Raw genomic sequence first — 12,895 nt, 5'->3', positions numbered from 1 at the left:
CGCAACCCCCGTGCATGAACATCGTGGCATTCTGACCCGGAACCCCAGCGAAGAGGAGGAGCGCGCATGGGTCCGTTTCCGCACAACGCCCCCAAGGCGACGATCAGCGACATCAACCCCGCCGGCACCGACGGCTTCGAATTCGTCGAATACGCCCATCCCAACCCCGAGGTTCTGGACCGCATCTTCCGGCAGATGGGCTTCACCCCGGTGGCCAAGCACAAGACCAAGAACATCACGCTGTATCGCCAAGGCGACATCAACTATCTGCTGAACGCCGACGCGGACACCCATGCGGCCGGTTTCGTCAAGGACCATGGCCCCTGCGCGCCCGCGATGGCCTGGCGCGTCGTCGATGCGCAAGTGGCGCTGAAGCGCGCCCTGGATCTGGGCGCCACGGAATATACCGGCCCCGGCAAGTCCATCGAGACGCCCGCCGTCTATGGCATCGGCGGCTCGCTTCTGTACTTCATCGACAGATACGGCGGCGAGGGCAGCGCCTATGACGCCGATTACGACTGGCTGGGCGAAGCCGATCCGCGCCCCGAGGGCTTCGGCTTCTACTATCTGGATCACCTGACGCATAACGTGATCCGCGGCAACATGGACACCTGGTACAAGTTCTATCACGACACGTTCAATTTTCGCGAGATCAAGTATTTCGACATCAAGGGCAAGCAGACCGGCCTTGTCAGCCGGGCGCTGACCTCTCCGGACGGCAAGATCCGCATCCCGATCAACGAATCCACCGACGATCACAGCCAGATCGAGGAATATCTGCGCGAATACAAGGGCGAGGGCATCCAGCACATCGCCATCGCGACCGAGGACATCTATCAGGGCACCGACCGCATCCGCGACGCAGGCATGGAGTTCATGCCGGGACCGCCCGACACCTATTACGAGATGTCGCATCGCCGCGTGAAGGGTCATCAGGAACCCATCGAACGCATGAAGAAGCATGGCATCCTGATCGACGGCGAGGGCGTGGTCGGCGGCGGCGAAACCCGGATCCTGCTGCAAATCTTCTCGAAGACGGTGATCGGCCCGATCTTCTTCGAATTCATCCAGCGCAAGGGCGACGACGGCTTCGGCGAGGGCAACTTCCGCGCCCTGTTCGAATCGATCGAGGAAGACCAGGTGCGCCGCGGCGTCCTGAACGCCACGCCCGCCGAATAGCTTGCCGTCCCCCCTGCCCCGCCCGCCGCCGGCGGGCGGGGCTTGCGCATCAGGATGCCCATGCCCTGGACCGATTATTCATCCGCCCCCGCGACGGGCACGCCCATCTGCGCCATGGCGCAGGTCACGGACGTGCTGTCCCTGACGGTCACGACGGACAAGGGCGCCTTTCCGATGCTGGTCGTACGGGCGGGCGACGACTTGCGCGCCTATGTGAACGCCTGTCCGCATCAGTATCTGCCGCTGGACTATCGCGGCGACCGGCTTGTGTCGGCCGACGGCACGAAGCTGATCTGCACCGCCCACGGTGCCCGCTTCGACATCCGCACCGGAGAGGCGGTCGAGGGGGCCGAGTGCGGGCTGGATCCGGTGCCTGTCGCGGTTGTCGGCGGAACGGTGTTTATCGCAGAGGCGGGTGGCGCGACGTCTGGGGTTGCGAGCGGGGGCTGCCGGGACGGGACAGGTCGCGCAGCGCCTCGGCGATGACCGGGGCGGGCACAGCGTAATTCGCGCGCAGGAAAAAGCCGGTGAAATGCAGCCCGACCGCCTTGCCGCTGTCCAGATCCAGCACCACCGAGCCGGAATTGCCGCCCAGGCTGGTGCAGTCGTGCGTCAGTTCGCGTCCCTCCATGCCGAGGACCTTGCCGGGGGCCAGCCGCTTGTGGTTGTAGACCCGTCCGAACAGGCGTTCCATCAGCTGGAAATCGGGGATGCGGCTGTCGAAGGCGGGATAGCCGATCACCGCCACGTCGCGTCCGGCGGCGGGCAATTCGGTGTCAAGCTCGATCGGTTGCGCCGCGACCGGGGCGGCGGTCTTCAGAAAGGCGATGTCGGGGCCGCGCTCGGGCGCCATCCACAGGATCTCGGCCAAGGGAACCTCCTGGCTGCCGCCGCCGCGTTCCTCCTGAAAGTCGATGCGGGCGGTCTGCGGATGGCCGCTGACCAGGCCGGGCCGGAAGACGAAGCGGCCCCGTTCGCGGATCGCGAAATATGCGGCGACATGGCGGTTTGTGACGATGAGGCCGTCACCCAGCAGCCAGCCGGTGCCGAACCATTCGCCCTGGGGGTTGTCCGACACCTCGATCCGGCCGACGGCCGGGATCGCCCTGCGCAGGTGGGATTCGGCGCGCTTCAGCCGGTCGCGGATGATGTCGGCGGCATCGTCGTCGATGATCTGAACGTCGGCTTCGCCGTTCACCACGTCCAGAACGGGGCGCCCCTGGGTCAGGATGATGGATTCCAGCCCGGCTTCCACGCCGGTTTCCAAAGCGGTTTCCGGTTGCGCCCCCGCTTCTGGTCCGGCGACCACGTCCAGCAGCGCCCGCGCGGCAGGGTCCAGTTGGTCGCGGATGGACAGCGGCGCCGATCCGGCCTTGCGGCGGATCGCATCGACCAGATCCGGGTCGCGGCGGCCCAGATCCTTGATCCAGGCGTGCAAGTCGACCCCGGTCCCTTTTCCCTGACGCAACATGGATGCCCCCTGCGGATGGCCCGGCCGCGCGGTCGCGCGACCGGGGATGGCGTCAGTTGTGGCCGGCATGGGCGCTTTCCAGCACGCCGGTTTCGGTCAGCCGGCCGGGATCGTGGATTTCGACGATCCGCATCATGCCGGCATCCTCGTGCGACAGGATGTGGCAATGCAGCACGAAACGGCCGATATAGCGTTCGTAATGCGACCGCAGGACCACCTCGACGCCGACCTCGGTGAAGATGGTGTCCTTGAAGACACCCTTCATGCCGTAATACTGCGACAGGACGGTCTGGCCGCTTTCATCGACATAGCTTTCGACCTCGGTCAGGTCGATCACCTCCTCGACCCCGTCTCGGGTGACGGTGCGGTTGACGGCCATCACCTCGAACGGGTTGATGTGGATGTGGAAGGGGTGGCCGACCGGCGCATTGGCGGTCAGCACCCATTCGTCCACATCGCCCAGGGTCAGGTTGATCGCATCCTCGGGCCGGGTGCTGAAGCGGCGGTCGTCGAAGACCGGCGGCTCGTCCGTGGCGTCCTCGGCCGACACGAAGCCATAGCCGATGCCCGCCCCCTGGGGCGCATCGGGAACCCCCACCTGCTGCGCGTTCAGAAGGTTGAAGCGGATGTAACGATAGTTGTCGATCTCGGCGTCGGCCAGGCTGCCGTGGGGCGAGAACCGCGTCAGCTTCAGCCCGTCGAACAGGTCGCGCACGATGGCCAGCCGTTCGGAGGACGACTGGTCGGCGGCGATGATCGCTGCATTGACCAGCATGTCCAAGATCGCGGTTTCCGCCGGGGCAATGTCGCCTTCGGGTTCCTGAACGCGCACGGTGAACAGCAGGCGGCGATCCACCACCGATCCCTCGACGCTTTGCGCCTGGGCCAGCGGCACGTCGACGACGCAGTATTCGCCCGGCTCATCGAAGGACACCAGCACGTCGCTGCGATAGCCGGGATGCAGCGGCCGGTTGTCGGTCCGCAGGATCGACGGGCGGGTCAGGCCGTCGGCGGCGATCTCGAACATCGCGACAGGCTCGTCGTCGATCCGGCATTCGCGGCGGATCACCGCGTCCTGCTGGTCGGCGGCGGCGCTTTCGAAGACGGTGGGTTCGCCCGGCCGGTCGGGGGTGTCGGACTGGCGGCGGAAGATCTGGACCTTGATCGAATCCCCGAAACCGCCATGGATGAAGCGCCAGCGTTCCGGCTGCCCGGCCACGACCGGCCGGGGCGGCTGGCCGCTGCCGGGATCGTCGGCCCCCAGCACGGCGGCGACGGCACCGTTCACGGTGGTGAAATGGCCGGAATTCGCCCAGTTCGCCCCGCCCAGGATGCCGTAACCGTCGATCGAGCCCAGCTCCCCCTCGGCGCAGGCCCAGCCTGCCCAGACCTGCGGATTGGGGGTTCCGGCGGGCGCGGCGGGTTTCGGCGTGCCATCGGCCAGGGTCTTGCAGGCATATTGGATCTGCTGGAACAGGAACAGCCGGTCGGGGATCGGGCTGCCATCCGCCTTGCGCAGCAGCACGTCGATATCGCCCGACCGCAGGCGTCCGTCGGGCAGCGTGCCCGGCCAGCGGTCGCCCTCGATGACCAGCGGACCGGCCATGCCGCTGCCGACCTGGATCGCAGTCGCGCCGTGGACATGCGGATGATACCAGAACGTCCCCGCCGGATGGTCGTTGGGGATGTTGTATTCGTATTCATAGACCCGGTCCGCCGCCGGGTGAAGCTCTCGCAGCACGTTGTCGCTGTTGCCCACCGGGCTGACCCATGACCCGTGGAAATGCATGTTCGTGACGTTGAAGCATTTCAGCAGATCCGGCACGTTCATCGTCTGCGGCGTGTGATTGCATTCGTCCGGCGGCATCAGCGTGTCATAGCGGTCGGCGATGTCGTCGTAAGAGGGGCGCTGCTCGATCGGCAGGTCGTCATAGGGCAGCAGGTGGTTGTGCAGGTCGATCCGCACCGTCTCTCCGGGCACGGCCCGGATCAGCGGCGCGGCATAGCGATGATCCTCGCCCTCGGGGGGCGGATTGGCAAGATCGACATAGCCGCGGTGCCAGACGGTATCGAAGCCTGCCACCCCCGGCCCGCCCTTGCCGGGGTTCAGGATCGCCGAGCGCAGCAGGCGCAATTGCAGCCTGGCGCCGGGATCGGTCGCCCGCGTCCGGGTGCGCGAGGTGGTGCCCGGCGCCTCCAGCCCGTCCACGCGCTGCGCGGACAGAGTGGCGGTCAGGTCCAGGTCGGGCGGATCGGCGATGCCCCCCTGGATCTGCGCCGAGGCGGCGGTGGCGATGCACAGCGCCGCCCCGGCCAAGGGAAGACGCCGGGAGAACGATGGGACTTTCATGAAGTGTTCCTCCTTTCAGGACTGCGGCGTCTTGAAGCGGTCGGCCCGCAGTTCGCGGGACCGAGGCCAGCGTGGCGCGCGCAGGCCGCCAGCCCAATCATCTGTGGACGAGTTGTCGGGATCGTCCCGCCTGCCGGGCAGTTCCGGCAGGGCCATTCGCGGCGGGACTGCAACAGCATCCAAGGTCATCGCTTCACCCGATGAAAAACGGATCGATTGCTGGGGGCGCGGGTATAACCAGCAAAGGCACTTGGCAAAGTCTGAAGTATTAGGCCGTGTTGACAAAAGGGATTCACAGGACGTGCTGAACGTGATTCAAGCTGGTATCTGCGATGGAGACCAGCTTGGCACGAGACCTGATGTCTGACGAGGAATGGGCGTTTCACGAACGCTTCATTCTGGCCGTCCGCGCACCGAACGGGCGCAAACCCATGAACCATCGTCTTGTTCTGGATGGGATTTTCTGGATAGCCCGCACAGGTTCGCCGTGGCGTGACCTGCCGGAAGAGTTCGGCAAGTGGTCGTCGGTCTACCGCCAGTTCCGGCGCTGGACCCTGGCCGGGCTGTGGGAAGGGATACTGGAGGCCCTGAACGAGAGCGGGGTGGTTCCAGCGGCCTTGCAGATGATCGACAGCACCGTGGTCCGCGCCCATCATCAGGCAGCGGGCGCTAAAGGGGGACTCCGCGACAGGGTTTTGGCCGTTCGCGAGGTGGCTTCACGACAAAGATCCACCTCCGCGTCAATGGCGCAGGCCTGCCCATGAGGTCGGACATCACGCCGGGCCAGACATCGGACTATCTGGGCTTTGACCTCATCATGGACGACAACCTGCCAGAGCCCTCCGTCCTGCTGGCGGATCGCGGCTATGACTCTGACAGGGTTCGAGAAACCATGGAGGCGCGCAACGTCGTGCCGGTGATCCCGATGCGAAAGTCCCGCAAGCTGCGCGTGGCCGTGGACCGAACCCTTTACCGGCTGCGCAACCTCGTCGAGCGCTGCTTCAACAAGCTCAAGAATGCCCGCCGCGTCGCCACCCGCTACGACAAAACCGCAGAGAGCTTCCTGGGCTTCATCGACATCACCTCGATCCGCATCTGGCTCCGCCATTTGTCAACATGACCTAAGGTGATTACAAGGAAAACACGGATGGATTGTTATGGCAAGATTTATATCATGGGTATATCAATTGCCAAAGAAGCCGGCGGAAAGCCTGGTGAATTCGATCAACGATAAATTCGTGCAATTTATCCGCTTTGATACTGACCTTCCGAAATCTCGAAATTTTCTGGTTTGGGCTGTTTGAAACCGGACTTGGAACTTCAGCCATGGGGCTGTTCCGGTCACATGGCTTCCCCATGCGCCGCATGGCTGGACTATGGTTTTCACCCTTCCCCAACCGTGCCGACGCGGCCGGCGACAGTCCTGGCGCCCCCGAAACTGTTTTCTTGGGATATTGCAAAGGCGCGCATCGCGATTTGTCAGATGCCGCTTCGCGCGGTCTTTTTTCCGCCTTGGTCTGGGTGTCAGGTCCCTGCCCTCTTTGTCTGCCCCATTTTCCTGCCCTGGTTCTGAAAGCAGGGGTCGGCAGGATCGGTATCGCCCCAGACACGGGGCCGATCCTTCGCCAGCATCCGCTGTTCCGCAAGATCAAGTCTTTGCAGCACGATCGCCGTATCGCCGCGGGCGTCCCGGATCAGGCGCTGCCACAGCCGCAGGACGGACTGCGGACTCCACGGCAGCACCGCCTGCGCAAGCCAGTGGCGCAGTTCCGGGGGCAAGCGGTCATATTGCGCGATCGACGACGCCCTGTAGCGACGGCGCAGAGAGGTGGCCAGATTGCTGCGCGTCAATGCAGCCTCCGTGCCCCGGCGGTGTCCACGGCGGGATCGAGCGCCAGGAACAAGCGCACGTCCCCGGTCCCCTCAATGGGCGGGGAACGGTGCAGCAGCCGTGTGGCCTCCTTGCCGGGCCAAAGCGCGCCGCGCAGCACCGCGACGTCTCCGGTCCGCATCTCTCCGGCCAAGGCAACCTCGCCGCTGTCGTCTTTCAGCCCGAATTGCGTGCCCGGTCCCCGGTAGGTGCAGAGCAGGCGCGCGGGGATCTGATCCACATGGAACTTGCGGCAGGCATTCGTCGTCACGGCTTCGAAGCGGATATGCATCAGCGGATTTCGCATGATCCGGGCGAACATCAGCGCCAGCGCCGCGATGTCGCTGGCCAGCAGATCGCGCATCGGTCCGGCAGGCAGGCCGGACAGGTCGCAGGCGGCATGGATGCAGTTCTCGACCGCCCGGAAATCCACAAGGGCACGCAGGGCGGGCAGGTGTCCGGGCGAAATGGTCTCGACCCATTCCGCGAAGGCGGGCGCGCGGTCGCGCCGCCAGACCGCCGCGCCGATGCCCGGCTGCGCGATCTGTTGCAGGGCAAGCCCGCTGGCGGATTCCAGAAGCCGCAGGGCCTCGGCGGGTGCGGGCGGGCTTGCGATATCGGTCCTTGACATATGCCTGTGACGTTCCTTGCTGGGGTGCCGCGCTTGCGGCGGTGTCACCGGGGGCGTCTTCCCGCCCCCGTGCGTCGGCCATCCCGTTCAGGCGACCCGGCGCTGCCCCCATTGCGGGAAGGGATCGGGCAGGTTCGCCCAGGCCTGCGGGGTAAAGTCCCAGGCATCGACCAGGGCCGCATCGAGCCTTGCGATCAGCGCGTCCTTGTCCATGCCCGAGCCGATGAACACCAGTTCCTGGCGCCGGTCGCCCCAGGGTTCTTCCCAGACCTTTCGCACCTCGTTCAGCGCATCGGGATGGGTCGGCCAGCGTTCGCGCGGCACCGACACCCACCAGCCGCCCAGGGGCCTGACCGACGAGACGACGCCCGCCAGGCTGAACTCGACCGCCCAGTTGGGGCGGCTGGCGATCCAGAAATGCCCCTTGGCGCGGATCACGCCGGGCAGGTCGCCGTTGAACAGGTCGTGGATCTTGCGGGGATGGAACGGCCTGCGGGCACGATAGACGAAGGACGAGATGCCGTATTCCTCGGTTTCCGGCACATGGTCCTGAAATCCATACAGTTCCTTGGCCCACATCGGATGCAGATGCGCCTTGTCGAAATCGAACAGGCCGGTGTCGAAGATCGCCGTGGCCTCGACACGCCCGAAATCCGTCTCGATCAGCCTGGCGTCCGGGTTCAGCGCCCGCACGATCTTGCGCGCCCTGTCCAGCCGCTCGGGTCCGGCATCGGTGGCCTTGTTCAGCACCACGACATCGGCGAATTCGATCTGGTCGGTCAGCAGGTCGACCAGGGTGCGTTCGTCCTCTTCGCCCAGGCTCTCGCCACGCTCGGCGATAAAGTCGTCGCTGGCGAAATCGTTCGTCAGGTTGATCGCATCGACCACCGTGACCATCGTGTCCAGCCGCGCGACATCCGACAGGCTGTCGCCGTTCTCGTCGCGGAAATCGAAGGTCGCGGCGACGGGCAGAGGCTCGGCGATGCCGGTGCCTTCGATCAGCAGATAGTCGAAGCGCCCTTCCTCGGCAAGCTTGCGCACCCCTTGCAGCAGGTCGTCGCGCAGCGTGCAGCAGATGCAGCCATTGGTCATCTCGACCAGCTTTTCCTCGGCCCGGTTCAGTTCCGCCCCGTCGCGCACCAGATCGGCGTCGATATTGACCTCGGACATGTCATTGACGATGACGGCGACGCGACGGCCTTCGCGATTGTTGAGGATGTGATTCAGAAGCGTGGTCTTTCCGGCTCCCAGGAAGCCGGACAGGACGGTGACGGGCAAGCGCTTGTCGCGGCTTTGCTGGCTGATCGGCATGGCATCCTCGTAAGTGTAATGTTATCACGTTACTTGATTAGCGAGAATCACCCGACCCCGCAATGCCGTTTTCTGTCCGGCCACCGGCCCTCGCGGATGCCGTCATTGTCCCCAGCCCAGATACGAAAGCAGAATGTCCATCTTTTCCCCCCGCCTCACCGTCGAACAGGTCGAGGAAAGCCACGATCTTGCCCCGAAATTCGGACCCGACGGGCTGATCCCGGTCGTCACCACCGATGCCGCGACCGGCGAGGTGCTGATGATGGGCGCCATGAACGCCCAGGCGCTGACGCTGAGCATCCAGACCGGCGAGGCGCATTACTGGAGCCGGGCGCGCCAATGCCTCTGGCACAAGGGGGCAAGCAGCGGCCTGGTCCAGAAGATCGTCGAGATGCGCATCGACGACGATCAGGACGCGATCTGGCTGCGGGTCGAGATCGCGGGCGGCGCAAGCTGCCATGTCGGCTATCGTTCCTGCTTCTATCGCGCGGTGCCGCTGGGCGGGGACCAGCAGCCGAGGCTTGCCTTCACGGAAGGGGAAAAGGTCTTCGATCCCGTCGCGGTCTATGGCGATGCCCCCAATCCGACACAGCTTTGACGAACGCGCCCACCCCCCACCCCCCACGCCACATGAGGCAGACATGGACTTCGTGCCGCGGACCTATGAAGAATGGGAACATTGCATCACCGTCAAATGCGGCATCCCGCTGACGGCGGATTATCTGGCAGGCCGGATCGCCGCCCTGGAGGACGGCCACGATTTCCACACCGGGAAATTCATCGAAAGATGGGGACCGGCCCATCACGCCCGCACCCTCGCCTGGTTCCGTCAGGCCGAATCGCGGCTGGCGGACGCGCGGGGCGCCGCAAGACAGTGACGCCTTCCGCGCGTGAAAAACCCACGCCGCGGGTTCCGGTGACGATCCTCAACGGGTTTCTGGGCGCGGGAAAGACCACGCTGCTGCAAAGCCTGCTGGTTCAGGCCAGGGGAATGCCGCACCTGCGGATCGGCGTGATCGTCAACGAGATGAGCGAACTGGACGTCGATGGCGCGATCCTCGACACGTCCGAGGTGATCTCGCGCCGCGATCCGCGCTTTGCGGCCATTCCCGCAGGCAGCATCAGCGGCACGCGGGGACTGGACCATTTTGCCCGCGCGGTGGGCCAGGTGACGGGCCAGGGCCGCGCCACGCATATCCTCATCGAGACCTCGGGCAGCACCCATCCCTGGCCGCTGTTGCAGGCGATCGAGGCGCATCCCGGCCTGCGGCTGCACGGCTTCCTGTCGGTCGTGGATACGCTGACGCTGGCGCGGGACCACGATCTTGGCCGCGCCATCCGGCCCGCCGCCTCGCGGAACCTTGCATCCGGGCGGCGCGGGATCGAGAACCTGCTGGCCGAACAGATCATGTTCGCCAGCCGCATCCTGCTGGGCAAGATGGACAAGGTGACCGGCGAAACCCTGCGCGCCGTGGCCGAGGCCATCCATCCGATCAACCCCTTTGCCGACATCATGGGGATGCAATGGGGCAATGTCCGGCTGGCGGATGTGCTGGCGCTGCCGCCCTATGACCATGCGCGGGTCGCTACCCTTGGGGCCGAACTGACCGATTGGGACAAGGCCCATGGCACCCGGTCGATGTCCGGGCCGGAAAGCTATCGGATCGACAGCAGGGTGATCGCGGATCCCCGGCCCTTCCATCCGCGACGCCTGTGGCAGGTTTACAACCATTCCCTTGGCATCGGCATCTATCGCAGCAAGGGTTTCTTCTGGCTGCCGTCCCGCGACCGGTTGCAGCTGTTGTGGAACCAGACGGCGGGCAGCATCGGGCTGGAAATCGTCAACTACTGGAAGATCGCGGCCCTGGAGGACGAAAGCCTGAACCTGCTGCCCCAGGAACGCGCGGACATGCGGCAGCGGCTGGCCGGCATGTCGCCCGAATTCGGCGACCGCCGCTGCCGGCTGACGGTGATCGGCGACCGCGACGGGCTGGATGATTTCGTCGCCGCCGTGCGGGACTGTTTCTGCACGCCGGACGAGATCGCGGCCTGGAAAGCGGGCGCGGCCTTCGATGACCCCTGGCCCTCGACGGTGGCCAGCCTGTCGCAGGGCTGATCGTCGCCAAGCGGAAGGCAGCCCTTCCAGGCGCGGGCAGGGTCTTCTAGAAAAGCGTCCGATGGATGGGACGGAAAGGAAATCCGATGGCAGGCAATCAGGACATCCTGGACCTTCTGGACAAATGGGACCGCCAGCAGGAAGGCTATATCGAGCAGCGCGAAGAACGCTTCGGCGTGATGTTCGAGATCCTGGCCGCATGTTTCGGCGACGGTTTCACGGTCATCGACGCCGCCTGCGGACCCGGATCGCTGAGCCAGCGGCTGTTGGAACGCTTTCCCGCCGCCCATGTGGTCGCGGTGGATGCCGATGTCATGCTGCTGGACATGGCGCGGGTGGCGCTTGAACCGCATCGGGACCGCCTGCGCGTCATCGAGGCCGATCTTGCCCGGCCGGACTGGGCCGCAAAGGTGCTGGATGCCGCGCGCGCGATGGGGGCCGCGCCGCCGGTCGCCCTGGTCTCGACCACCGCGCTTCACTGGCTGACACCGGGAGAGCTGGCCGAATTCTATGGCGCGGCCGGAGAGCTGCTGCCATCGGGCGGCATCGTCATGAACGGCGACCATATGCGCTTTGACGCCCGCTGGCCGACCCTGCGGTCCATCGCCCAGACGATAAGGCAGCGCATCGAACAAGCGGCGGTCAAAAGCGGCGAGGACGACTGGGCGACGTGGTGGCAGCGTGCGGAACGCATCCCCCGACTGGCCCCGCTGAAGGCGCAACGGGACGCCTTCTACGCCGCCCGGCCCCCCAAGCGCGCCGGCAGCGGCGAGGATTGCCCGGTGGATTTCCACATCGCCGCCCTGCGCCATGCCGGATTTGCCGAGGTCGGAACCGCCTGGCAGATGCTGGACAATTACGTCGTCTTCGGACGGCGGCCCTGATCGCGCCGGATCGCCCGCCATCCGCCCGTCACGCCTGCCGCGTGGTTCTGAAGCGGTCGCGATAGTCGCGCGGCGTCAGCGAAAAGCGGCGCAGGAACGCCTTGCGCAACTGCTCGTCCGAGGTGAAGCCGCAGCGGAAGGCTATGGCCTTCATCGGCAGCTCGCTGTCCAGCAGCAGCGCCTTGGCGCGTTCGCAGCGCGCCCGTTCCAGATAGCTGGCCGGGCTGGTGCCCAGTTCGGCGGTGAACAGGCGGGTGAAGTTGCGCGGGCTCATCCCGGCGCGGGCGGCCATGTCGGGGATGCGCAGCGGCTGGTCCAGGCTGGCCAGCAGCCAGGCCTGGATGTCGCGCATCCCCGGCGGGCCGCTCATCTGGCTGGTCAGGGCGGCGCTGAACTGCGACTGCCCGCCCGGACGCTTGAGATAGATCACCAGATCGCGCGCCACGGCCAGCGCCAGGTCGCGGCCGAAATCCTGCTCGACGAAGGCCAGCGCCAGGTCGATCGCCGCCGTCACCCCGGCCGAGGTCCACAGGCTGCCGTCCTGCACGAAGATCGCGTCGGCATCGACGCGGACATGGGGAAAGCGCCGCCGCAGCAGGTCCGCCACGCTCCAATGCGTCGCCGCCCGGCGCCGGTCCAGAAGCCCCGCCGCCGCCAGGAAGAACGACCCCGAGCACAGCGCGGCAAAGCGTTCGGCGTCAAAGGCCCGCCTGCGGCACCAGTCCACCAGCCCGGTCTCGCGCGCCAGCACCGCCTCGATCTCCACCGCCCCGGCGATCATCACCGTGGCCAGCGATCCGTCCTCCGGCAATCCGGCAACGGCCTCCAGCGAGATCGGCGTGTCCGAGGGGATCATGCCGGGTTCGGGCGCGGCCAGGACGATGTCGTAGCGGCGCGGATCGCCGCGCGCGGCCAGATGGCGGTTGGCATAGCTCAGCACATTGATCGGGCCGACGGCCTCCATCGACTTGAAACCGGGATAGATGACGATATGCACGCGGTGGCTTTCCCTGCCGGGCACCCCCTGCCGTTCCGATCCTGTCATCGGCTGTCTTCCCCTTTGGCCCGAGCGTCGGGAACTCT

At 65.9% G+C, this 12,895-nt stretch carries 13 protein-coding genes; 7 read left to right on the top strand and 6 right to left on the bottom strand.

Annotated features, from left to right (window positions below; translation table 11 throughout):
* Positions 1–66 precede the first annotated feature (66 nt).
* The gene (gene hppD / locus PXD02_RS02705; RefSeq protein WP_275105422.1) at positions 67–1,179 is read left to right on the top strand and encodes a 4-hydroxyphenylpyruvate dioxygenase; all 1,113 of its coding nucleotides are present in this window, start codon (positions 67–69) and stop codon (positions 1,177–1,179) included.
* 60 nt (positions 1,180–1,239) lie between these two features.
* Positions 1,240–1,665 (top strand): Rieske (2Fe-2S) protein, encoded by a 426-nt coding sequence (locus PXD02_RS02700; protein ID WP_275105421.1) that lies wholly within the window; start codon positions 1,240–1,242, stop codon positions 1,663–1,665.
* Here the strand turns inward: PXD02_RS02700 and PXD02_RS02695 are convergent.
* Positions 1,580–2,617 (bottom strand): trypsin-like serine peptidase, encoded by a 1,038-nt coding sequence (locus PXD02_RS02695; RefSeq protein WP_275105420.1) that lies wholly within the window; start codon positions 2,615–2,617, stop codon positions 1,580–1,582. The two genes, PXD02_RS02700 and PXD02_RS02695, sit on opposite strands and share 86 nt — an antisense overlap.
* 85 nt (positions 2,618–2,702) lie before the next feature.
* The gene (locus tag PXD02_RS02690) at positions 2,703–5,000 is read right to left on the bottom strand and encodes a multicopper oxidase family protein (protein WP_275105419.1); all 2,298 of its coding nucleotides are present in this window, start codon (positions 4,998–5,000) and stop codon (positions 2,703–2,705) included.
* A 332-nt stretch (positions 5,001–5,332) separates the two neighbouring features.
* On the opposite strand from PXD02_RS02690, the gene PXD02_RS02685 reads away from it, so the two are divergent.
* Positions 5,333–6,120 (top strand): IS5 family transposase gene (locus PXD02_RS02685; protein WP_275103592.1). Its coding sequence is split into 2 segments (ribosomal slippage): positions 5,333–5,672 and positions 5,672–6,120, totalling 789 coding nucleotides; the frame shifts between segments, so codons are not numbered across the junction.
* Positions 6,121–6,524: 404 nt separating this feature from the next.
* Here PXD02_RS02685 and PXD02_RS02680 read toward each other — a convergent pair.
* The 3 genes from PXD02_RS02680 to PXD02_RS02670 form a co-directional block, all read right to left on the bottom strand.
* Positions 6,525–6,851 carry a DUF6525 family protein gene (locus PXD02_RS02680; protein WP_275105418.1) on the bottom strand — a complete coding sequence of 109 codons (327 nt, stop codon included), beginning with the start codon at positions 6,849–6,851 and terminating at the stop codon, positions 6,525–6,527.
* Complete coding sequence (locus PXD02_RS02675; RefSeq protein WP_275105417.1) at positions 6,848–7,501, bottom strand: DUF1826 domain-containing protein; 654 nt, start codon at positions 7,499–7,501, stop codon at positions 6,848–6,850. Before PXD02_RS02675 ends, PXD02_RS02680 begins: the two co-directional genes overlap by 4 nt.
* Positions 7,502–7,588: 87 nt before the next feature.
* Entirely contained in the window at positions 7,589–8,812 is a 1,224-nt protein-coding gene (locus tag PXD02_RS02670; protein ID WP_275105416.1) for a GTP-binding protein, read from the bottom strand.
* Positions 8,813–8,945: 133 nt separating this feature from the next.
* On the opposite strand from PXD02_RS02670, the gene hisI reads away from it, so the two are divergent.
* From hisI to PXD02_RS02650, 4 genes are all read left to right on the top strand, one after another.
* Positions 8,946–9,410, top strand: a complete 465-nt coding sequence (gene hisI, locus PXD02_RS02665; protein ID WP_275105415.1) for a phosphoribosyl-AMP cyclohydrolase — start codon at positions 8,946–8,948, stop codon at positions 9,408–9,410.
* Between the two features lie 43 nt (positions 9,411–9,453).
* A complete protein-coding gene (locus PXD02_RS02660) occupies positions 9,454–9,690 on the top strand; it encodes a hypothetical protein (protein ID WP_275105414.1) in 237 nt (78 codons plus the stop codon).
* Between the two features lie 38 nt (positions 9,691–9,728).
* Positions 9,729–10,928: a CobW family GTP-binding protein gene (locus PXD02_RS02655; RefSeq protein ID WP_275105413.1), complete on the top strand. Its 1,200-nt coding sequence runs from the start codon at positions 9,729–9,731 to the stop codon at positions 10,926–10,928.
* An 86-nt stretch (positions 10,929–11,014) separates the two neighbouring features.
* Positions 11,015–11,812 (top strand): class I SAM-dependent methyltransferase, encoded by a 798-nt coding sequence (locus tag PXD02_RS02650; protein WP_275105412.1) that lies wholly within the window; start codon positions 11,015–11,017, stop codon positions 11,810–11,812.
* 28 nt (positions 11,813–11,840) lie between these two features.
* Here PXD02_RS02650 and PXD02_RS02645 read toward each other — a convergent pair whose 3' ends face one another.
* On the bottom strand, positions 11,841–12,857 hold the full coding sequence (locus tag PXD02_RS02645) for a GlxA family transcriptional regulator (RefSeq protein WP_275105411.1): 1,017 nt from the start codon (positions 12,855–12,857) through the stop codon (positions 11,841–11,843).
* Positions 12,858–12,895 lie beyond the last annotated feature (38 nt).

Origin of the sequence: Paracoccus sp. S3-43 (assembly GCF_029027965.1) — a bacterium.
Classification (GTDB): Bacteria; Pseudomonadota; Alphaproteobacteria; order Rhodobacterales; family Rhodobacteraceae; genus Paracoccus.
The sequence above is the reverse complement of the archived record's forward strand: the minus strand, read 5'-3'. Positions and strand labels throughout refer to the sequence as shown.